The 22,318-nt window shown below is 70.7% G+C and carries 13 protein-coding genes and 1 pseudogene; 9 read left to right on the plus strand and 5 right to left on the minus strand.

Going from position 1 to position 22,318, the window contains the following annotated elements:
- Window positions 1–29 precede the first annotated feature (29 nt).
- The 5 genes from ABWI07_RS21555 to ABWI07_RS21575 all read left to right on the plus strand — a co-directional run bounded on the left by ABWI07_RS21555 (window position 30) and on the right by ABWI07_RS21575 (window position 3,984).
- Window positions 30–671, plus strand: coding sequence for a TetR/AcrR family transcriptional regulator (locus ABWI07_RS21555; RefSeq protein WP_353819624.1), 642 nt, complete (start codon window positions 30–32; stop codon window positions 669–671).
- A 109-nt stretch (window positions 672–780) separates the two neighbouring features.
- The gene (locus tag ABWI07_RS21560; protein ID WP_353819625.1) at window positions 781–1,410 is read left to right on the plus strand and encodes an RNA polymerase sigma factor; all 630 of its coding nucleotides are present in this window, start codon (window positions 781–783) and stop codon (window positions 1,408–1,410) included.
- On the plus strand, window positions 1,407–2,165 hold the full coding sequence (locus ABWI07_RS21565) for a hypothetical protein (protein ID WP_353819626.1): 759 nt from the start codon (window positions 1,407–1,409) through the stop codon (window positions 2,163–2,165). The genes ABWI07_RS21560 and ABWI07_RS21565 overlap by 4 nt, the downstream gene beginning before the upstream one ends.
- Window positions 2,166–2,352: 187 nt before the next feature.
- On the plus strand, window positions 2,353–2,796 hold the full coding sequence (locus ABWI07_RS21570) for a group II truncated hemoglobin (protein ID WP_353819627.1): 444 nt from the start codon (window positions 2,353–2,355) through the stop codon (window positions 2,794–2,796).
- A 186-nt stretch (window positions 2,797–2,982) separates the two neighbouring features.
- Window positions 2,983–3,984, plus strand: coding sequence for an aminotransferase class V-fold PLP-dependent enzyme (locus tag ABWI07_RS21575; protein ID WP_353819628.1), 1,002 nt, complete (start codon window positions 2,983–2,985; stop codon window positions 3,982–3,984).
- A gap of 211 nt (window positions 3,985–4,195) precedes the next feature.
- Here ABWI07_RS21575 and ABWI07_RS21580 read toward each other — a convergent pair whose 3' ends face one another.
- The 3 genes from ABWI07_RS21580 to ABWI07_RS21590 all read right to left on the minus strand — a co-directional run bounded on the left by ABWI07_RS21580 (window position 4,196) and on the right by ABWI07_RS21590 (window position 14,219).
- Window positions 4,196–5,164, minus strand: coding sequence for a hypothetical protein (locus tag ABWI07_RS21580; RefSeq protein WP_353819629.1), 969 nt, complete (start codon window positions 5,162–5,164; stop codon window positions 4,196–4,198).
- A gap of 209 nt (window positions 5,165–5,373) precedes the next feature.
- Window positions 5,374–7,608, minus strand: a complete 2,235-nt coding sequence (locus tag ABWI07_RS21585) for a UvrD-helicase domain-containing protein (RefSeq protein WP_353819630.1) — start codon at window positions 7,606–7,608, stop codon at window positions 5,374–5,376.
- Entirely contained in the window at window positions 7,605–14,219 is a 6,615-nt protein-coding gene (locus ABWI07_RS21590) for a DEAD/DEAH box helicase (protein ID WP_353819631.1), read from the minus strand. The genes ABWI07_RS21585 and ABWI07_RS21590 overlap by 4 nt, the downstream gene beginning before the upstream one ends.
- Window positions 14,220–14,587: 368 nt before the next feature.
- Between ABWI07_RS21590 and ABWI07_RS21595 the strand changes: the two are divergent.
- The 4 genes and pseudogenes from ABWI07_RS21595 to ABWI07_RS21610 all read left to right on the plus strand — a co-directional run.
- A pseudogene (locus tag ABWI07_RS21595) lies at window positions 14,588–14,962 on the plus strand (cobalamin B12-binding domain-containing protein); the annotation flags it as partial.
- A gap of 187 nt (window positions 14,963–15,149) precedes the next feature.
- Window positions 15,150–16,115, plus strand: a complete 966-nt coding sequence (locus ABWI07_RS21600) for a B12-binding domain-containing radical SAM protein (RefSeq protein ID WP_353819633.1) — start codon at window positions 15,150–15,152, stop codon at window positions 16,113–16,115.
- Between the two features lie 179 nt (window positions 16,116–16,294).
- Window positions 16,295–17,455, plus strand: a complete 1,161-nt coding sequence (locus tag ABWI07_RS21605; protein ID WP_353819634.1) for a hypothetical protein — start codon at window positions 16,295–16,297, stop codon at window positions 17,453–17,455.
- A 38-nt stretch (window positions 17,456–17,493) separates the two neighbouring features.
- Window positions 17,494–18,681 (plus strand): hypothetical protein, encoded by a 1,188-nt coding sequence (locus tag ABWI07_RS21610; RefSeq protein ID WP_353819635.1) that lies wholly within the window; start codon window positions 17,494–17,496, stop codon window positions 18,679–18,681.
- Window positions 18,682–18,708: 27 nt separating this feature from the next.
- Here the strand turns inward: ABWI07_RS21610 and ABWI07_RS21615 are convergent, their stop codons facing one another.
- Window positions 18,709–19,686 (minus strand): phosphotransferase family protein, encoded by a 978-nt coding sequence (locus ABWI07_RS21615; protein WP_353819636.1) that lies wholly within the window; start codon window positions 19,684–19,686, stop codon window positions 18,709–18,711.
- Window positions 19,683–22,148, minus strand: a complete 2,466-nt coding sequence (locus ABWI07_RS21620) for a hypothetical protein (protein ID WP_353819637.1) — start codon at window positions 22,146–22,148, stop codon at window positions 19,683–19,685. The genes ABWI07_RS21615 and ABWI07_RS21620 overlap by 4 nt, the downstream gene beginning before the upstream one ends.
- Between the last annotated feature and the right edge of the window lie 170 nt (window positions 22,149–22,318).

Below are 22,318 nucleotides of genomic sequence, written 5' to 3' on the forward strand. Positions count from 1 at the left end.
CCCCGTCCGTTTGGCTAAAGTGAGAGGCGATGACCGGCCGTTTGCCTCGTACCGCGCGCTCCGACGCCCGCGGCAACCGAGCCCGCATCCTGGCCGCCGCCCGCGCGGTGTTCGGCGAGGAAGGCCTCGGTGCGCCCATGCGCGAGGTCGCCCGGCAGGCGGATGTCGGCCCGGCCACGCTGTACCGCCACTTCCCCACCAAGCGGGCCCTGATCGTGGAGGCCTTCGCCGAGCAGCGGCGAGCCTGCCACGCCATCGTCGGCGACCTGGCGGACCCGGACTCATGGCACGGATTCCAGAGCCTGATCGAGCGGATCTGCGCACTCCACGCCCTCAGCCGGGGTTTCGCCGATGTCTTCATGGCGGCTTTCCCCGAGGCCACGGACTTCACCGCCGACCGGCAGCGCGTCCTGCGGGCGGTCGCCGAGCTGGCCCGCCGCGCCCAGGAGACCGGCCGTCTGCGGTCCGGCTTCGTCGTCGACGACCTGATCCTCATGCTCATGGCTCACCGGGGCCTCCAAGACACACCGCACGAAGCCCGGCTCCAGGCGTCCCGCCGTTTCGCCGCTTACGTGATAGAGGCCTTCCACACCGTCCCGGCACCGGAAGCACCCACGCCACTACCCCCGGCCCCACGCCTCCAGCTCGCACACGAGCCCATCACCCCGTAAGCGACAGCGGCCTGTGGAAGGCGTCCACCTGCCGGAAAGGCGGTGAGGTGTAACGCGACGAGGCTCTCCCGCCAAGAAGAGCAAACAGCACACAGCGGGAGGCCCTTGGATGGGAGATGAGAAGCCGGCCGAGGAAGCAGATCCGGTGGACGTCACCGCGATCGCTCGTGATCCGGCGGCGCTGGAGGTGTTCTATCGGCGGCATGTCGCGGATGTGACCCGCTTCGTGGCACGCCGGATCTCGGACCCTCACACGGTCGACGACCTGACGACCGAAGTGTTCCTGGCCGCGATCGACAGCGCCGAGCGATATCAGGCCGGCAGGGGAAGCCCGCGGGCGTGGTTGCTGGGAATCGCCCGGAACGTGGTGGCCGCCGAGTGGCGGCGCCATGCCGGTGAACTCGACAAGGCCCAGCGGGCGGGGGGCCGTCGCTACCTGGACGGCGACGACATCGCCCGGCTGGAAGAGCAGATCGACGCCGAGCGAGTGGCGCGCGGCCTGCACGCGCTGCTTTCCGTGTTGCCCGAGCGGCTGCGCAGTGTCATCGAGCTCGTCGATCTGGACGGCCTGACGTTGGCCGAGACGGCCACTGCGCTGAACATCCGCGCCGGGACCGCCCGGGTTCGACTGCACCGGGCCCGTAAACGGCTGAAGGCCGCCTTCCCGCAGGACCAAGCGCCACCCGCCCGGTCGACCGCCAATGCACCGTCTCCTTTGGCGAAGGGAGCCTCCCTATGAGCGGCATCTCCACCGACGACACGCCCCTTGCGGGCTATCAGGAACGACGTCTGATCGAGCTGACCGCGGCGGTCGTCGCCAAGAGGGAGCAGGGTGCCCGCGCGTCGACGGTCCGGCCGACGCGCCGACCGGGGCTGGTGCGGCGGCGGTCGGCGTGGGGCCTCGCGGGGGCCGCGTGCACGGCGTGCGCGGTCGCCGCCGGGCTTCTGGCCTGGACGGGGAACGCGCAGCCCGCCTACGCGATCACCCGGGATCCGTCCGGCCTGGTCACGATCAAGGTGACCGAGAAGACCCTGGACACTCGCGACGCCGACGCGCTCTCCCGCGGTCTGCGTTCGCTGGGAGTACCGGCGGCCGTGTACTCCATCCCGGAGGGCACGGTGTGCCCGCAGCCCTACGCCAGGCAGGTCGACCTCCCGTCCAACGTGTACGAGATGCCGGACGGCCTCTACACGGTGCCGAGCAACCTCCCGCAGCCGGGCGGCGGCTGGAAGATGACGATCAACCCGGGCCACTTCAAGCGCGGCCAGTTCATGATCTGGACGCTGTCCCTTTCCGGTACCTACGACCAGAACGGCCGACGCGTCGGAACCGCGACCTCCGTCGGCACCTACCTGGTCAGCGGGCGAGTCATCCCCTGCCGCTACCGGCCGGCGCCGCGGAGGCAAGCACCGCCACCACTTCCCAAGAAGGACGGCACATCGGTCATCGCCACCGACACAGGCGGCTACGTCACCTTCGCGGACTCGGACTGACGGGTCACCAAGGGCGGCCGCAGTCCGTCCGACGGACCTGGAACGACGCCGCCGCCGGGGCGCGCCATGCGGAAACCCGGCCACGGAGCCGCGCGGGTGGCCACAACCGGCATGGGCCCTCGACAGCCCCCGCGGCGGCCTGAAATAAACGAGACTCGACCACTGTCAACCAGGTAATGGTGTAATCATGGAGAGTCTGTACGAGCACGCGGGCGGCCACGAGGGCCTCCGCCGCTTCATCGACCTCTTCTACGCCAGCGTGCTGGCCGACGACCTGCTCCAGCCGCTGTTCGGCGAGGGCCGCCCGAGCCACGTCGACCATCTGACCGCCTTCACCGCCGAGACGTTCGGCGGCCCCGACACCTTCACCCGCGACATGGGCGGCTTCGCGCACCTCATCGACGTCCACCGCGACCTGGAGATCACCGAGGAGCAGCGCCTCAGGTTCGTCGAGCTGTACATGGCCGCGGCCGATGCCGCCGGCCTGCCCTCCGACGCCCCGTTCCGCCAGGCGCTGCGCGAGCACGTGGAGTTCGGCTCCGAAGTCGCCAAGCAGAACTCCAACGCCAAGACCGACGACGAACTGCACCCGCTCCGCGAGGTCCCCCACTGGGACTGGCCCGTCCCTTGACCTCCCGGCCCCGTGCAGGGGCCGCCCGGCATCGGAACGAAAGTCGGGTGAGTGCTGCCCGTACGCGCCGAGGCGGGAACGAGCGCCTCGTAGGCCATCAGCCCTCGGCATGCGCCACTGCACGCCCGGACCGATGAGCGTGGTGGGTGGGCGTCTAGGGTCGTGAGGGTGGATTTGGGTGATGCGGTGCGTTTGTGGGGTCCGGAGCCGGGGTGGCTGAACACTGCCAGTTACGGCATACCGCCGGAGCCGGCGTTCGAGGCGCTACAGGGCGCGCTGGGCGAGTGGCGGCGCGGGGCCAACGGCTGGGACAAGTGGGACCGGTCCACCGGCCGCGCGCGCAGCGCGTTCGCGCGGCTGGTCGGCGTCGCGGCGGAGGACGTGGCCGTGGGCGCGTCCGCCTCGCAGGTGCTGGCCCCGGTCGCCGCCTCGCTGCCGCCGGGGTCGCGTGTCGTCGTCCCCGACATCGAGCAGACGTCGAACCTGTTCCCCTGGCTCGTGCAGGATCTCGACGTGCGCACGGTGCCGCCCGCCGAACTGCCCGGCGCGATCGACGAGCGTACGGACGCGGTCGCCTTCAGCCTGGTCCAGTCCGCGACGGGCGAGGTCGCCGCCGCCGAGGAGGTCGTCGCTGCGGCGCGGGCGCACGGCGCGCTCGTCATCGCCGACGCCACCCAGGCGGTCGGCTGGCTCCCGGTCGACGCGGCGCCCTACGACGTCCTGGCCGTCTCGGCGTACAAGTGGCTCATGTGCCCGCGCGGCACCGCCTTCTGCTACGTCAGCCCGGCCGTGCGCGACCGCATCAGGCCGCTCGCCGCCAACTGGTACGCCGGGGAGGGCGACGCCTCCTACGGGCCGCCGCTGCGGCTGGCCAAGGACGCCCGGCGGTTCGACATCGCCGCCCCCTGGTTCTCGTACGTCGCGGCCGCCCCCACGCTGGAGCTGCTCCTCGAGATCGGCATCGGCCGGATCCACGAGCATGACGTGCGGATGGCCAACCGGTTCCGGAGCGGGCTCGGCATGCCGCCCGGCGACAGCGCGATCGTCAGCGTCGCCCGGCCGGGCGCGGCCGAGCGGCTCGCGGCGGCGGGCATCCGAGCGTCCGTCCGCAAGGGCGCGGCCCGCCTGGCCTTCCACCTCTACACGACGGACGCCGACGTCGACGCCGCCATCGGAGCGTTGACCTGAACCTGGAGTCCCGCGGCGTCCTACCCGGCCCGCCGTTTCCTGGCCGTCCATCACCACCTCGGCCAACTCCGCGTCGCAGGGGGATGGCCCGTCGCCCGCAGGTGCTCCAGGTGCTCGCGGACCAGCGGGACGACCGCCCGGTCGCCGCCCCTACACCGCCCGGTTACGCGGCGGCTCTCGACGGTCGCGACAGCCGTTCTGCGCCTTCTGCCTAGTCGCCCGCGTGAAGGGACCAGAAGCCCGGACCGCCCATTGTCATGACGAGCAGATCTCCGGGCCGCACTTCCATTTTGAGCATGCTGTCCCCCACGTCGGACACTCCCGCGTAATAATCGCGGGCCGCGTAGTCGCCGTTCCTTTCGTTGACGGCTTTCAGTTCCCAGCTGCGCTCGGCCCTCACCTGAACTGTCACCTTTCCAGGCGGTCCCTTGTACGTCACCACCTCTGCGCAGTCCCCTTGGAGCTCCCGCTCCAGGACGGCGGCATGGTCGATGGAGAGAAACCTGGCGGTCCATGTGCTGGAATGGCCGTTCTCGACACGGACCTTCAGGTGAGTGCACTCGACGGGCAGGAACACCCGTCCTCGGTAGTCGTCGATCCAGATCACCTGAGGTTCGTCGAGCGTCTCAATTCGGGCCTCGGTGCGGACGTGACCGGCGACCAGGAGATTGCCCTTCCCGGAAAAGACGAGGTCGGCGATCGCCGGCCGTCCGGGCTCGGGCCGGTCGATCAGGACTTCGGTGGTCCCGTTACCCCGGCCGGTCGCCACGAAGCGCTCCCCGGTCGAAGGCTCGGCGCGGGACGGGCGCCGCGCCGGGGCCCGCCGCTCCAGAGCGTCGATCGGTACCGGACGTCCGTTCCGCCGCGCCTCCAGGCGGATCAGCGCAGCCCGGCCCTCCTTGAGCGCGGACAGCGCGTCCGGTGCGGAGGCGGCGGTCTTCGCCCGATCGTAGGCGTCCAGAGCGAACCGGTAGTCCTCGAGCGCCTCGGGGGTCGCCTGCGGCCCCGAGGGGTCGAAGGACAGCACGTCCAGTTCCTCACCGAACGAGGTGATCGAGTCGGCGAGCCGCTCGCCGACCGGACCCGGGCGCCTCGACGTGACGCGTCCGAGCACGAATCCAACGGCCAGCACGACTCCCACCGCCAAGGCGATCACGAACGCGAACACAGGATCGAACATGTCCGAGATCATGCCATTGGTCGCCTGATGGAACGCGCCGCCTCCCAACCTCAGAACTGGCCACCTCGTCTTCGAGGTCGCCGAACCTTTCCGCCTTTCTGGCGGCCCTCAACATCGACACGCCGCTGCTCCTCTCGCGCACGAGCGTGCGCACCGTCCTCGCCCCCGCAAAGACCGGCAGAGACGGCGCCTGTCCCGAGCCGCGATGTTCATGGGGTCATCGCGGGGAGGAAGGGGCTGGGGGTGGCGTGCCAGGTGATGTGGAGGGTGTCGCGTGCGCGGGTGGCCGCGACGAACAGCAGGGCGCGGGCGCGCTGGAGTTCCCGCCGGTAGCGGGCCGGGTCGGAGTGCTCCCACTTGCGCAGGTAAGCCTGCGGGAGGAGGCCGTCACAAACCCCGGCGATGATCATGTGCTGGTATTCGAGGCCCTTGAAGCGGTGCATGGTGCCGACGTGGACGACGTCGTCGACACGCGGTCCGTCGGGGCCGATGGAGGTGGCGGGGATGCCGGCGCGGGAGAGGCGCGCTTCCACGTCGGTCGCCATGGCGCGTTCCGGGACGCAGACCGCGATGGACGGCGCCGGACCGTCGATCAGCTCGCTGACCCGATACGCGATGTGGTCCAGCTCGTCCTCCCAGGTCGCGGAACCGTGCAGGACGGGCCGGGCGCCACGCAGGACGGAGCGGTAGCCGGTGATCTCGTCGGTCTCGCCGTCGAGGTCGTCCCAGGGCTCCTCACCGAGCAGGCGAACGGCAGAGCCGAGGATCTCGTGGGTGGTGCGGTAGCTGAGCGTGAGGCGGGTCGAGCGCCGGCCTCGGATGTTGATGCCGAGCACGCTCAGCGACACGTGGTTGTCGTATAGGCGCTGGTGGACGTCGCCGACGAGGAAGATGTCGTCGGGTCCTTCGGGGACCATGGCGCGCAGCATCTTCCAGTGCGCGGCGGCGAGATCCTGAGCCTCGTCCACGACGATGTGCTGGAAGCGGGGACGCATGCGGGCGACGGAGGCGTCCTCGCGGTGGATGTTAAGGCCGTCCTCGTGGTGCTTCCTGATGCGTTCGGCGCGTTCCTGTTCGAGGCGAGCGGCGTGTTCGGCGACCTGCCGGTAGGTCCACAGGTTCTTCTCGTCGAGGCGGAGCCGGAACTTCTCGACGAGCCGCCAGATCTCGGCGCGCTGGGCGCGGCCGATACTGCGGCCGCGGCCGGGGCGGCGGGTGCGGAAGTAGTCGGCGCGGGAGTGGCCCGCCATGCCGAGGATGACATGGGTCCATTCGGCGTGCAGGAACTCGGGGTCCCAGTCGGTCTCGCCGAGTTCGAGGAGCAGGTCGCGCCACTCCTGGACGGCCCTGGCGTCGTCGATCCAGCGGCGCTTGCCGCCGGGTTCGGCGCGGGCCACGACGTCGGCGGCGAGCTTGTCGATGTTGACGATCTCGACTCGGGAGACGGTCTCGGGGCCGCCGAGTTCGAGGAGGCGCTTGCGCAGGTCGGCGGCGAGGTTCTTGGTGAAGGTGGTGAGCAGCACGGGCTTGTCGTCGCCGGGCGGGAGCCGGTCGACCAGGTGCTTGACGCGGTGCAGAGCGACGATGGTCTTGCCGGTGCCCGGGCCGCCGCTGACGCGGGCCGAGCCCTTGCCGGAGCGTTCGACGATCTTGCGCTGGCTCGGGTGCAGGAAGACCTTCCAGCGGCCGAAGTCGTCCTCCAGGACGGCCTGCAGGTCGGTGTCGGACGTGGTGACGCGGGTGGCGGGCCGGGTGAGCGCGGTCGCGTAGTCCTCGGTGTCGACGGTTCCGGCGGCCTGGACGGGCGCGGTGACCAGGTCGAGGACCTCGTCGAAGGTCTTGCCGAAGTACAGCTCCAGCAGGACTTCCTCGGTCAGGGCCGGGGCCAGCTCGGTGAGGCCGAGGAGCTGCGCCTCGGTGGTGATGGTCCTGATCAGGGGCAGCAGGACGGCGGCGACGCCGAGCTGGAGGAGCTGGTCGTCGGTGAGGTCGGCGAACAGCGGGCGGGCCGGCGCGGGTTCCGGAGGCGGCGCGGGCTCGTCGGGGGCGGGGCCGGGCGGTGCCGGGGCCGCCGCGCGGGGCGTGGAGACGCTCTCCTCGACGCTGACGAGGTCGACGAACTCGATCGCGCCCGTCACATCGTTGATCTTGTACTGGTAGCGGTCGAGGTTGTCGTAGACGTCCTTGCGGTGCCGGACGGCGACGAGGATGTAGTCGCGGTCGCCGGCATGCAGGAGCAGGGCCCGGTACTCGGCGCTGATCCGGGCGGAGTAGAGGCGGGTGTGGCCCTGGAGCTGCTTGAGGCGCAGCCCGCGCGCGTCGGGGTTCTTGCGGAAGTCGTGCTGGAACTCGTAGATGGCGCCCTTGACGACGCGGGGCAGCTTCTGGATCTCCTTGTCGGCCTTGTCGAGCAGCCGCAGTGTGGCCTCTCCCTGAATGGTCATGGGTTCCCCGCCTTGATCCGCTCCGCCAGTTCGTCCACGTTCCACCAGGTCGCCGCCCTGGTCTCCCAGCCCGCCCGCGCGTAGGCCTGGTAGCGGCCGGTGGCCTCTTCATCGTTGCCCGCGAGGACGACGGCGACCTTGGCGTGAGGCCAGGCCAGTTCCGCCTGCCACGCCTGTTCGCCCAGCTCGTGGCCGACTTCGGGGACGGGCACGTCGCGCGCCATCAGGCCGCGTACCAGCTCCGCAAGGCCACGCTCGTCGGGGTCGATGAGGTCGAGCACCTCGGCCCAGGCGGAGTCCGGTGCCGGGTCGGCGTCCAGGGCGTCCGGCCGGGACGGCGCGGAGCCCGCCGCAGGCGGGGGACGCTCGGCGGCCGCGGGCGGCGGGGGCATGCCGGTGGCGTGCCGCATGTCCGGCGGGACGGCGTCCGGCTCGGGCCGCACCTCGTGGACGCTGCCGGGCGGCAGGTCGTCGGGGTCCGGGGGGCGCAGGCCGAGTGTCGAATGGAACCCTTCGCCGCCCGCGACTGCGAGGGCGGACGGGTCGAAGGCGTCGAGGTCGGTGTAGGCGAGCTGCGCTCCGTCGCCCGCGCCGTGGGAGAGGAACTGGAGGAGGTTCCCCCAGTAGAGCCAGGCGCGCCAGCGGCGGCGGTGGGCGTCCTCGTCGGCGTCGATGACGGCGGCCCGGTCGTCGATGACGGCGAGGCCGGTCCATGAGCCGGTCCGGCCGTTCGCGACGACGACCAGCGGGCAGCCGCTCGCGTCCGCGGTCCGGATGAGCGCGAGTTCGCCCTTGGGCCGCTCGGGCAGGTCTTCGCCGCGGACGGCCGCGCCCAGAAGGTCGACAATGCGGTCGGGCGGGACGCGCCGCAGTTCCGCGCCGGGCGCGAGGAGGCCCGCGACCGCCGCCTCGGCGCGGCGCCACCAGCGGTCGCCGTCCGGGTCGGACAAGAACGCCAGCAGTGTCTGGATCGGGTTGACCCAGATCAGGTCGGCGAGTTCGGCGGGGTCACCGTGCGGGAGGTAGACCTTGCGCGCCGCGGCCTGGGCGTTGCCCTGGTAGGGGGTCCAGGCGGGGGCTTCGGGGAACCTCCCGTCCTCCCAGTGCTGGACGTCGTCCCAGGTGATCTGGAAGACGACGCGGCCATGGGCGCGCAGCCGCTCGCGTTTGGCGGCGTCGCCCGCGAGGCGGTTGGCGTGCGGGGCGGCATGGTAGTTGTAGCCGTCAAGGTAGACGGCCACTTCGAGGGGCGCCCCGTCAAGCCGTTTGAAGTAGACGTCGGGGCGGGTGCCCTTGATGGTGTTCTGCAGGATCACCTGCCAGTGGACGACATCGTCTCCCGCGGCGATGCGCAGGTGGGCGGTGCGGCGGTCGTTGAGGCGGGGGCCGGGGCTGACGGCGCGGCCGGTGCCGGGCTTGCCCGCCCAGCGGAGCAGCGCGTCCAGGAAGCGGGCCTCCAGCTCGCTTTCGACCTGATTGACGAGGGAGATGTCGTCTGTGCTGGCGACGGACGCGGTCTCCCACCCCTCCAGCAGGTCGGCGAGCATCTCGACGGCGAGGCCGCGGTCGGCCTTGTCGAACTCCTCGCCGCGGACATGGGACAGCAGGCAGCGGTGGCAGGCGGCCTTGCCCTCCTCGTTGGCGCACGGGCAGTGGAAGACGACCTCGTACGCCTTCTCCAGCACCTCGCGGAATCCCGCCTCGGTGGACATGCGGTGCAGGTAGCCGGTGCCGCCGGGCAGGGTGTCGTGCAGGACGAGGAAGCGACGGCGGTGCCCGCTGTGGTGCAGGTGGTCGGGCATGGTGGCGGAGACGATCCGCAGGTGGGCGGGGTCGCCGCCGTAGCGGCGGGCGATCCCGGCCATCAGCGCGGCCTCGAACGTGACGGTCCGTTCGGGGATCATCGTGGTGGCGATGGGCACGAGGATGCGCAGTGCCTCGGTGTGCAGTTCGTGCGCCAGGATCAGCGGCTCGTGCTCGACGTCGGCGCCGCGCCGCTGCGGGCACCAGGGGCGGTGGTGGCTGCGGGACGCGTCGTAGCCGGAGGAGGTGCCGCCGAGGCGCCCGTCCCCGTCGGGCGGGCCGTCGGCGGTGGCGCCGCCGCACGACTTGCAGACGTGGAAGGGGTTGAGACGGCGCAGGTCCCCGGCGAACGGGTCGCCGGGAGGGCGCTCCATGCGCAGCGACCCGAGGTTGAACCGGCGGATCACGGCCCGGCGTGTGAAGTCGACGCCGAACACGCGCCTGGCGTGCCGCCAGGCGCCGGGGGCGATCTCTTCGCGGGGGATGTCCACGGCGACGGCCGTCTCGTAGAAGCGGCGCTGGCGCTCGTCGTGGTCGTCGCGGATTCGGGCGTCGTCGCGCAGGTCGTGGGCGGTGACACGGGTGGGGACGAGGACGGTGTGCAGGCCGCTGCTGTCGCCGATGCGCTCGTTGCCGCAGCGCTGGCAGGGGCTGTGGTCCTCGCGGGCGGCGGTCGTGCGGACGTAGCCGCATTCCTGGCAGACGCGCCACTGGCGGTAGGCGGGGCGCTGCGGGGTGCCGATGTCGAGGCCGGTGACCTCATGGCGGTAGCCGCGGATGTAGAAGTGGTTGCCGGGCGCCAGTTCGGTGAGCGCGAGGGACGCCGACCGCTCGTACTCGCGGAGTTCGCCGTGGAAGCGCCGGTCGCCGCGGACCCGGTCGGTGCGCTGCCGGTCGGCGGGGGCCTCTCCCGTTTCGTCGCCGACGCGCTCCTCCCAGGTGATGGTCGCCTCCAGCGCGGTGGCGGAGTCGATGAGGGAGTAGTTGGGCAGCAGCCCGAGTTCGACCAGGGCTCCGTGCGCGTCGGCGCGGCCGATGTCGCGGATGCGGGCCTGGACGGCGCGGCGCTCGGCGCGCAGTTCGCCGCGCCGGTCGCGCTGCTGCCGGTCGGAGTCGATCAGATCGGCGATCGCGGCGTCGATGACCTCCAGCCGGGCGCGAAGGTCGGCGAGCCGCTCCTCCCAGGTCCGGGCCGCGGTGTCGACGCTCTCCTTGAGCCCGGTGGCGGCGAAGTCGCGGAGCCTCAGGGCGGCGTCCTCGGTGACGCCGGTCTCGGGGTCGCCCTGGGCGAACAGGGCGAGGAAACGGTCTGCGAGGGCCTCGCCCCTGGAGAGGACAGCGTCCTGGAACGCGGGGAGCCAGCCGGAGTCGCCGAACAGCGCGGACGCGACCCGCGGCATCGGCCGCAGTCCTTCGAAGCGGCCGCGGGCGGCGAGGTCGACCAGGTGCGCGACGTACTGGCGCTGGAGGATCTCGACGGCGGACAGGTGGCAGCCGGGCGGGACGATGTCGCCCGCGATCATGTCCGTGGGGTCGGTCAGGTAGTAGCGGTCGCGGGGGTCGCGCCCGATGAGCGTGAGGAGGAAGGCGTTGCCGGTCCTGCGTCCGGCGCGTCCCGCGCGCTGGACGTAGTTCGCGGGCGAGCGCGGCAGCGAGGCCAGCACGACGGCGGACAGGTCGCCGATGTCGATCCCGAGTTCCAGCGTCGGCGTGCACGCTAAGACGTTCGGGTCGCTGTAGCGGGCGCCGTCGCGGAACTGGCGTTCGACGGTCTCGCGCTGCTCGCGGGTGAGGGCGCCGGTGTGCTCGGCGGTGATGACGCTGAACGGCCGGGCGCTGCGGTACAGGCCGCGGTAGTAGTCGTTCTCGTAGCGGTCGCCGCGGCGGGTGTCGGTGTCGAGCCGTCCGGTGCACCGGTAGCGCGGGCAGGGGGCCTCGACCCATTCGCGCATCCGGTCGGGGTGGACGGTCTGCTGCCAGTTGCAGACAGGGCAGTACACCCCGGCGCCCTCGACCTGGTCGTCTTCGAGCCGCCACACCTGGACGTGGCCGGGGCGCAGCCCGTAGACGGGGGTGGCGCCGTCGCCGGCGGTGCGCCGGGCGATGACGTCCTCGTCGGTGAGGACGTTCAGCAGCCGGGACAGGTAGTGGCCGGACGCGCCGGGTTCGATGCCGAGGCAGCGGGCCGTCCAGTCCTGGAACCAGGACTGCCGCCCGGTGATGCCGTCGAACTCGCTGCGGTTCTTCGGCGCGCCCAGCACGAAGCGCGGCGCGGACAGCCCGCGCGGGAAGGCGGGCATCCCGTCGGGGCGCTTGCCCCAGATGGTCATGTACCGCTTGGTGCCGGCGCCGTCGATCCAGGCGTCCAGCCAGTGGTGCTTGATGGCGCCGCGCATGCGCATGCGCTCCAGCAGCCCGCGCACGTACGCGACGTAGGTGTCGTGGCCGGGGAGGCCGGTGAGCGCGGCCGGTCCGGCGAGCTGGAGGTCGCGGGCAAGCTCGGCAATGCGGTCGATGTCGTCGACGGCGACCTCGGCGGCGGCGGTCCGGGTGAGTTCCAGGGTGCGGCCCTGCCGGGAGCGCAGGCCGAACTCCATGACGGACGCGAACGCGAGCCGCTCCCCGATGAGCGTCCACGTCCGCGCGGACCCTTCGGTCTCGCCCGCGAGCAGCGCGTCGACATCGTCGCGGTCGTGTAGGTCGGGCGGCACCACCGAGGGGAGGTACCGCGGGTCGCCGGCCTCCTTGACCGTGTCGGAGATCAGCTCGTGCAGCGGCTTGGGCCCCTCGGCGCCGTCGAGCTGGGAGGCCAGGAGGAGCCGCAGGGAGAACCCGTACGAGCGGTTGGCGACGAACCCGGCTCGGTGCGCGGCGTCCTGCACGGAGTCGTTAAAAAGGAGCGTCTTGCGTTCCTGCTTCTCGAGCTGGCCGCCGGTGAACAGCTCCGTCACCGCGACCGACGCCAGCGCCGCCAGCCCGGAGCCGAGGAACCGCGTCCCCTGCTCCATGCCGCACGCGGGGCACCGGTCGTTCTCGGCGTCCCGGTTGCTCTCCTTGGAGTGGCCGACGTCGGCGAGGACGAACACGTCCCGGAAGTCGCTCCTGGTGGAGTTCGCCAGGTCCTTCTTCGGGTCGAGCGGCCGGACGTGTCGGCCGCTCGCCTCCAGGACCAGGACGTTAGGGCCGCCCTTCTCCCCCGCCGCCCGCGCCTCGACCTCGCGCCGCGTCGCGGTGATGAGCGTCCGGACGAGGCGCTTCTCCGCGATCCCGGACCGGTAGATGCGGGCGGGGTCGGCGACCAGGTCCTGCGGGTCGCGCTCCGGGGAGATCGCCGCCCATCCGGACCGCCCGCAGTGACGGCAGTACACGGCGGGGAGCGCCTCCCGGCCGCCGCCGGTGAGCGTGGTCTCCGCGTCCATGGGGGGCGGGGCCTCCCCGTACCAGGCGAACCCGGGACGGGGGCCGACCGCACGCAGCAGCCGCGTCACCGACCGGACCCACAGGTGCGTCTCGATGTGGAGGAACGGACGCTCGGGGGCGTCCGGGTCGCGGGCCTCCGACAGCAGAGCGACGAACCGCGCGAGGGCGGTCGCGGCCTGCTTGGGCGAGAGCCGGATCGCGTTGCCCCAGCTGTAGGCGCCCTTGCGCGGGAGGAGTTCGAGGATCTCGCCCAACGTGTGCGGCCTGCCGTCCAGGACTTCGAGGACGGCGCTGGTGAGGATGTGCCGCCGCAGCACCGCGCCGAGTTCCTGCGGAGTGAGCGCGTCGCGCCCGGTCACGGCCTGCATGATCTGCGCCATCGCGCCGCGGTCGCCGTGCGGGTCGCGGATGAGCGCGAGCTCCTGCGGGTCGGGCAACGGAAGCGTGTAGTCGATCCCGGCCTGCTCGATGAACTCGTCGGTGCTCTGACGGTCCTCCCCGATCACCGAGTCGGGGCCGAAGGGCGTGCCGAACACCGTCTCGGCGACCCGCCGGATCTCGGCGCCGTCGCCGCCCTCCCCCAGGGTCGCGCTCGTCGCGACCGGGCAGATGCGCCCCAGCGGCCTTCCCGGCTCGCTGTGCCCGAGGGCCGCCGCCAGCCGCCGCAGGAGCATCGCCACGTCGGTGCCCTGCGCGCCGTCGTAGGTGTGGAACTCGTCGACGACCACGTAGGCGAGGTCGGCGCCGTCCCAGAGGGGAAGGTCTTCGGCCCGCTGGAGGAGCAGGTCGAGCATCTTGTAGTTGGTGATGAGGATGTCTGGACGCGACCGCCGGATCTCCGCCCGCCGCGTCAGCACTCGGGCGTAGCCGGTCTCGGGCGTGTCGCCGATGTAGAGGGCCGCGGTGACGTCGCCCAGACCGGGCTGCTCGAGGTAGTCGTTGAGGCGTTGGGCCTGGTCGGTGGCGAGGGCGTTCATCGGGTACAGCAGGACGGCCTTGACGCCGTCCTTTCCCTGCGCGCGCCGCCTGCGGCAGTGGTCGAGCACGGGGATCAGGAACGACTCGGTCTTGCCGGACCCGGTCCCCGTGGTGATGAGCGTCGGCCGCGCCTCGTGGCCGTGGGTGGTGAGCCGCCGGAACGCCGCCGCCTGGTGGCGGTACGGGGCGAACCCGGGCGGCGCCCACTGGAGCAGCTCCCTCCAACCGTCGGGCTCGACGCGGAACGGCGTGCGGATGCGCAAGTAGGGGCCGCGGAAGATGCCCTGCTCGGGATGGTTGAGGAACCTGTCGAGCCCGTCGCGCACCTGCTCGTCGGCCAGCGCGAACGTCGTCGTGAGGTACTGCGTCAGATTCCGCCGAACCTCGTCGGCGGCCAACGTCGGCCTCATCTACACCGCCCTCTCGTCCACCTGCGACAGGCTATCGACGGTCAGTGACGATCTCGCCTGGTTCGGGTAGATCATCCTGGCCGCCAACGGTCAATTCGGGCGCGCCGGTCCACACGGTTCGCGTGTCACGGGCCGCGCACTCGACCGCCCGACAACCCTGGCCGCCAGATGGACGCACCAAAGGCAATCTCCCTTTTTCGGACATTCATAATCACCAAGCCGAAAGGCCATCACAATATACCGAGCACACCGCAACTCAAGTCGCCATCGGCACATACGGGTCACCGCCTACCGCTACCATCGTGAGGACGCAGAGGCTCGCTCTCACGTCTCATCATGAAGTTCTGGACTGCCCACGGATTGCACAGATGGCCGGACGACAAAGAGCGTTATTCATTTCCCCTGCATATGACACCGACGCCTATCTCGCGGCCGAGAGCCTTGGCCTGAGGTCGGTGGCTGCCGCGCTCGCGCGCTCGGGAGTGGAAGTCCAAGTTCGGGAAGAGGTCCCCGTCCCCGTCCCGGCCGACGTACGCGAGAGCGCCGCGCGCTCAACTCTGATCGGATTGGGCGTCCTGTTCACCAGGCAGATACCGGATGCCATGGAACTCGCCCGGGAGTTACGCGGCCTGAATCCCGGAGCGCACATCGCCGTCGGCGGCCAAGGGCTGGAGTTCCTCTGGAGCAGGGTGCTGGACGACTGCCCGCAGATCGATTCCGCCTGCATGCATGAAGGCGACGAAATCGTGGTCCAGTTGTGGCAGGCGATCACCACGGGCGCACCGTTTTCCCAGGTGGACGGGTTGTGCTACAGAGACGCGGGCCGGGTCATGACCGCCGCCATCCGGCCGCCGGTCCGCGTCCTGGACGATCTACCGTTCCCGTACCGGGGCGCGGGGAACGGAAGATATTCGCGACGGCCACGCCACCATGAGTACGAGCCGAGGCTGTGCGGCACATTGCACCTTCTGCCAGTCGGGCAACTATGGCAACCGCTACCACAGACTTCCACGGTGGCGCGCGCGTTCGGCAGCGAACGTCGCGGACGAGGTGTCCCATCTGGTGGCCGACCACCGAGTGCAAACGATCAGCTTCGTTGACGATGATTTCCTCGGCGGCGATGGGCGGGGGCGGGAGCGCGCCTTCGAGTTCGCCGAGCTGCTGCGCCGGCGGGCACTCCAGATCACGTTCTCCATCGAGTGCCGGATCAATGAACTGGACGCCGAGATCCTCTCAGCACTGCGCGATGTCGGGCTCCGGCACGTCCTCATCGGCATCGAATCAGCGAACAGCACCGACATTGCACTGTTCGCCAAGAAGACGACCAATGCCGAGGCCGAGCGCGCGATTCGTCTGCTGCGGGAGCTCGACATCGATTTTTCGACCGGCTTCATCATGTTCCAGCCACTCTCTGAATTCGACGGCATCCGCACCAATCTCGCTTTCCTCGCCAAAAACCGCATCGGAACGCACCGGCGCGTCGCCAATCGCCTTGAGCTATATCCCGGCGCCCCTCTGTCTTCGTATTTCAAGCGGCGCGGCGTCACCTTCCACGAGGACCGATATCGGCTGTACTACGACTTCAAGAATCCCGGCATTTCTGTGCTGTACCGAGCCTTCCAGGAAGTCCTGCGACCGTTCGAGCATGTCGAACTCAAAGGCCAGAAGGAGCTCTTCGCTCTTGCTACCTCACACGGCGACGAAGACACCGTCCACATGCGCGAACTGAAGGGGGTATTGGACGACATCGCGGCGGCCCTGGTCTCCGCGGCGTTCACATGCCTGGAGGCGGTCCAGGCGGAGGAGGATCCACTATCGGCCGGAGAAATCGCCGAGGATGTGCGGCAGAAATGCGCAGAGCTCATCGAGCGCGTTGACCATGCCGCATGCCGTTGACGGGGAGCACGAGAAAGGAGAAGCCATGTGGATCATGGGCAATAGCGGCGGAGGATGAGAAGGCGCGACTTGCTTGGTGAGGACCCGTCCGGCCCTGACCGGGCAAGTCGCACTGCGGAATGTGGTCGTGACCGGTTTCGGCGCCTGCGGCGCCCATGAGCCATGAAGGCGGTGCAGTAATGCCGACGATTTCCGACTTCCTCTACGGGGCCCTCTACCAGCGGCAGTGCCGCTTTGCCAACATCGAGCGCTTCATCGATCAATTGGAGCAGGTCCTGGACCTCACCGGCTCCGCCGACGCGGACACCGCCCAGCGCCGCATCAAGGCCGCTGCGGCCTCGCTTCGCGGTGACGCCGCCATAGGTTCCGATGCCGAGGCCGCCCGCGAGCTGGTCGCCCGTGACCTCGAGTCCCTGGGCACGGTGGATCTGTCGGAGATCGGCAGGTGGGAGACGGTGACCGAGCGGCTCGACGACCTTGCCCCGCGCATCCAGCGGCGGCTGGCGGACGCCGGTCTTGCGGTCACCGACGCGCCGCTGCGCGTGGTCGAGGAGTTCCCCGAGCCGTTCAACAGGTTCACGTGGTCGGCTTTCTCTCCCGACCGGGAGGACGAGGAGAACTTCGGCATTCCCACCGGCGTCTACTTCCGCCGCGACCGGTTGCGGCCGCTGTACAGCGAGGCGCTGTTCGCCCACGAGGTGATCCACACCGTGACGGGGCAGACCGACCCGGAGGTCTTCGCCATGGGCCTCGAAGAGGGGATAGCGGAAGTCCTCGGCACCTGTTACGGCTCGCTCGCCGTCCTGACCGAGCCAGTGATCCGCAACCTCCTCGTCTACGGCAGGCACGGAGCCGAGCGCGACAAGCTGTGGTCGGTCTACCTCGACCACACCCGCCAGGCGTTCCTGCTCTACCGCGAGTTCGGCCTCGACGGGCTCGTCGAGCTGGTCAGGCGAGGGCGGGCGGCCATCCACGACGCCGAGAAGCGGCTGATGACCGGGACCCATCGCGACCTCGGCCTTCCGCGGGGGAACTGGGACGAGGAAACGACCCGGCTGTTGGAGTTCTCCACGCTCGGTTTCCTGCCATCGCATGTCTTCTCACCGCTGGAGTGCCTTCTGGCGATCAACGCCGAGGCAGGTTTGACGGCTACGGAGGTATACCGCCGAGCGGGCGTGGATCCCGACTGCGGACGGCCCGTCCTGGAGGGGCTCGGGGCGAGATCCGCGCTCTTCGTTCAGGACGGCGAGCGCATCGGCTACTCCAACGTCGAGCGCTACCTAGAGCTGGAGCAGGCAAGCGGGGTCGCGGTCATGCGCTACCTGCCACCCAGGGGCTGACCCCGCCTGCCTGCGAATCTGAGCAAGGAGCGAACCCCATGACCGCCGAAAGCGAGACCCGCGAGCACCGGGATACGGCGAGCAGAAACCTGGTCAACGCACTGGGCGATCTCTATCGCAGCCGCGGCCTGCTGCTCGGGCTACTCGCCACGACGGTGGGCTTCCTTCTCATCCTGCTCGCGCCCGACAGCGCCACCGAGGTCGCGATCCGCGGCGACCACCTGGTGGTCGGCGGCGACCGGAACGACCTGTGGACCAAGTTGCGCATCGCCGACGTCGGCGTCGCGATCTTCCAGGTGGGCATCACGCTGACGCTGTTCCAGGTGCTGCTGAACCAGATCGCCGAAGACAGGTTCGTCGAGCACGTGCGCACGGTGCTGGACGAGCGGCAGGAGGAGGTGAAGCTGGCGGTCGCCCGGTCCCTGGCGGCGAGCGAGAACGTGGAGACGCTGCGTCTGTCCCCCGAGGAGCTCGACCACGTGATCGAGACCGCCTCGCGGCTGCGCTCCGGGAACCCCGAACTGGGACGGGTGATCTCCAGGAAGCTGCGGACCGGTGTCTTCGAGTCCGAGGAGGTATGGCGGGGGCTGGTCGTCCGCGCCGAGATCCTGGAGCTCGACCCCGCCGGGGCCGGCGGTCGGGAGCACGACTACTACGAGGTGTTCTTCCAGTTCGCCTACTACACGACCAACGTGCGCAGGACCCGTTTCGCCTTCCGTGTCGCCAGATGGAAGGACGAGTACGACGTAGCGTTGAGGGCGCAGGATATGGGCGCGGTCTGGCGCCTTCCTTCGACCGGGGAGTTCGACGACGACTGGAGCGCCGGGTTCAACTTCATCGACGCCACGTTCGGCGGACGACCAGTCTCCTTCACCCGCAGCGACGTCGAACGCGAGTACGTCGGGCACATCCCCACCGAGGACTTCGAGGACGGCCAGAACATCTTGGTCCAGTACTCGTTCAGCGCCAAGGTTCTCGCCAACGGCAACCTCCTGAGTTTCGAGGTCCCGAAGCCGACCTTCGGCGCCACCTACTCGATCAGCGTCGCCGTCCCCGACATCGAGCGGATCCGCGCGCTCGACTACTTCGGCGCCACCCGTCCCGCCTCGATCAGTTACGCACCCGGACTGGACCGCACGCGCGTGATCAGCGTCAGCGTGGACGACTGGATCCTGCCCAAGGCGGGCATGGCGGTGGTCTGGCAGCGCCGCCCACCAGAGGCCTGACGACCCCCGGCTCGCGCTGTGCGGTGTTTACCGGAGGGCGGTTTCCACGGTACGGGTGTCGAGGGGGGTGGGGATTTGCCAGTAGGGGCGGGCGGCGTTGAGTTTGGCCGTCAGGGAGGCGACGAGCTCGGGCTCCGGGTAGGGGTAGGGGCCGCCCTTCGCGAAGAGTTGGGAGTAGCGGACGGAGTCGACGATCGCCGACTTGATGCGTTCGTGGGCTAGATACGCGTCGAGGTCCTGCCGCCAGCCTGCGGTGTGGGCAGGCAGCATGGCGGCCTGCCAGCGCGTGACGAGCGCGTCCTGCTCCTCCGGCAGGTAGCCCATCTTGTGGATGTGGACGGCCAGGTCGTAGACGGGGTCGCCCCACAGCGCGAGCTCCCAGTCGAGGAATGTGGTCGAACCGCCGTTGACGATCATGTTGCGACGGTGGACGTCGGCGTGGACGCAGGTGAAGGGGCGTGGGGTGAGCCCGCGCCACAGGTCGCCCACAGGCGCGAGGGGGTCGGCGGGGATCGCCAAATCGGTGAAGAGGTCGGCGTAGTCGGCGCTGAACGTGTCGTACACGCGCTGCGTCAGGTCGGACAGCAGGCACGCGAAGGCGACCGTGTCCGCGTCGCCCGGCCATGAGGCGGGGATGTCGGGGAGCCTGGGAACGCCGGTGAGTTGCCTGAACAGCCGCACGACGTCGTCCAGGACGTGCGGCGGGACGGGGACGCCGCGCGGCGCCACGTCGTTGAGGACGTCGCCCGCGATGAACTCGTGCACCTGGAACGGCGGGTCGGCGGAGGTGTGCAGGAGCCGGGGGGCGTCGCGGACGTGCGGGGCGATGGCGGCGAGGACGCGGTCCTCGCGCCAGGGGCGCAGGTCCATCATGTCGGCGCCGTGGATCGGGATCCGCACGATGACCGGCCCGTCCGGGGTGTCGACGCGGATGTTGTCGTTGTAGTACCCGGCCGCCGCGTCGCCGTGCGCCCGTGCCCGCTCGTACAGGTCGTGCCAGTTCACGCGTCCTCCAGCATCGCCGTCACCAGCGCGTGCGCCCGGTCGTCCAAAAATGGCAGCAGGTTCGGCGGGCTGATCTGGGCGCGGGCCCGGTCCGCCACCGCCGCGGTGTGCTCGTCGGACGCACCGATGGCCTCCAGGAAGTGGCCGGCGACCATGAGGAGGGTGGGGTAGACCTCCGCGGCGACCAGTTCGGCGATGGCCCAGCGGGCGGACGCCTCGGCGGCGGCGGTGTCGCCGGTCCGGGCGTGCAGGAAGGCGCGGAACAGCTCAGCGCGGGCCCGGCCGGAACGGTAGCGGGCCCGTTCGAGGGCCTCGGTGGCGGCCTGGAACGACGCCGCCGCCGGGGCGTGCTGCCCGAGCCGGAACTGCGCGATGGCCAGCGCGGTGAACGCCTTGCCGATCTCGTGGTGCGCGCCGAGTTCCTTCTGCGTCTCGATGGCGTCGGCGGCGGCGGGGACGGCGCCGGACGGGTCGGTCCAGGCGAGCAGTTCCGCGCGGTTGGTCTTGATGTCGGCCTGGCCGATGATGGCGCCCGCCTGCTTGTAGAGGGCGGCGGCCGTCTCCAAGGACCTGGCGGACGCGTCGAGGTCGAACCCGAACCGGTAGCCGAGGTGCTGAAGTCGGACAGCGTCGCCGCGCAGCACCAGGTCGTCATCGGGGGCGTCGGTGAGGATCTGCTGCGTGATGGACAGCGCGTCCCCGAACCGCCCCTGGCACATGTCCAGGTCGGCCATGCAGAAACCCGCCCGCAGCCGGACGGGTCCGGCGTGGTCGCTCCACACCCGGCGGAAGAGGAGTTGCGCCTCGCCGGTCGCTCCGGCGATGCGGCGGCCGTGGGCGCCCGCGAGAGCGAGGCGAGCGCCGGGGGTGCCGTCCAGCGACCAGTCGATGGCGGGGGTGAGCCGTGTGGCGGTCGCCGCGTCTCCGAGGAGGACGGCCGACTCGGCTTCCAGGCATCGGGCCGTCTGGGCGAGGTCCGGGTCGGCGGGAGATGCGTCGAGGTAGGCACGGAGGTCTTGGGCCACACCGTCGAGGCCCTGCTTGCCGCCGTGCGTCATGGCCTTGTCGGCGTAGGCGAGGATGTCCGCGCCGTCGAGGACGCCCGCGCGCAGGCCGCAGTACGCGGCCTCGCGGATGGCGCGGGCCCGGGTGGCGACGCCGTCCTCGGCCGCGTGGTCGCCGCCGGCGCGGGAGTCCCAGAGCTCGCGGAGCAGGGCGTTGACGTCGCGGACGGTTCCCGGGGACAGCCGGTCGCGCAGCGCGGCGCGCATGAGCTGGTGGAGGCGGCGGCCGCGGGCACCGGCCGGATAGACGAACGAGTAGGCGGTCAGCGACTCCCAGGCCATCCGGTGCCGGGGCAGGTCGAACGCGTCCGCCACGGCCTGGAAGATTCCGTAGTCGAAGATCCGGGCGACGCTCAGCAGTTCCAGGGTGCGGATCTCGTCGGGCGCGACGTGGGCCAGGAAGCGCTGCAGGATCTCCTCGGAGGAGACCACTGCCGCCTGCCGGGCCGTCGTGCGGGTGTCCACGGCCAGGTGGAGGTAGAAGGGAAGGCCCTGGCTGGCGGTCGCGATCGCCTGGCGTGCGGTGTGGTCGGTGATGCCGCCGTCCGCGAGGAGTTCCAGCCGGGCCTCCATCGGCAGGCCGTCCACGCGCTGGTGGCGGATCACGTCGGTCCAGCCGGGGTCGTGCGCCGCCCAGGCGAGGGGTTCGCGGCTGGCCACGACGGCCACTCCCCTGTCGAGCTGGGCGATCAGGTCGCGGAGCCAGACGTCCTGGGCCATGGCGTGCCCCGATCGCGCCGGGGCGGGGACGAGCGCCTCGTAGGCGTCGACGAACACGAGGCAGGGGCGGTCGGCGCCGTCCCGCAGGTCTTCGGCGAACAGGTAGGTGACGGCGTCGGCGAGTTCGGCGTTGGTGAGGTCGTCGAGCTGGCTGAGGGTGTCGTCGGTCTTGACGCGGTGCCGCTGCCGCATCCCGCTCGTGGCCTTGCCGAGCAGGCGCAGCAGGCCCACGCCGGTGCCGAACACCGGGACGCCGGCCGCGCCGTCGAGGATCTGGGAGAGGGCTTCGCTCTCGTCCACGAACGGGAGTTCCTTGGGCGAGAGCCGCAGGTGCGGGTGGAGCCGCTGCCAGAGGACGGCGTAGGCGATGTCGAAGCGGTCGAACCGCACACCCTGGCGACCGAGCTCGACGCGCAGGACGGCGAGGGCGTCCTCCTGCTGGCGCATCGCGGGGACCTGGAGGTCGAGCGTGGCGGTCCGGTGCGTCTCGGCGCTGCGCTGCTTGAGTTCCTGGAGGAGGCGCGACTTGCCGATGCCGCCCACCCCGACCACGTTGAAGACGCACGGTGCGTCGCGTCGGGCTCCCAATGCCTCGGCGAACGCGGCCATCACCGACTCCCTGTCCACGAACGGCCGGTGCAGAGCGGCCACCCGCCGGAACCGGGGTTCGAGGGGCATGGGGGTCTCCCGTGAGTCCTGGTAATCGTTCCCGCCGGCCCGGCGCTGGACGGCAGCAAGTTCCGACCCTAACGGGGCACGCCGGTCACTCTCCAGCAGAAATCAACGAGCCGACGTCGGTGTTGGGGTGATCGTCAAGGTGCCGGGGCGCCATGCCCGGCATGGTGCGC

Origin of the sequence: Actinomadura sp. NPDC000600 (genome assembly GCF_040492135.1) — a bacterium.
In the GTDB taxonomy this organism is placed as follows: Bacteria; Actinomycetota; Actinomycetes; order Streptosporangiales; family Streptosporangiaceae; genus Spirillospora.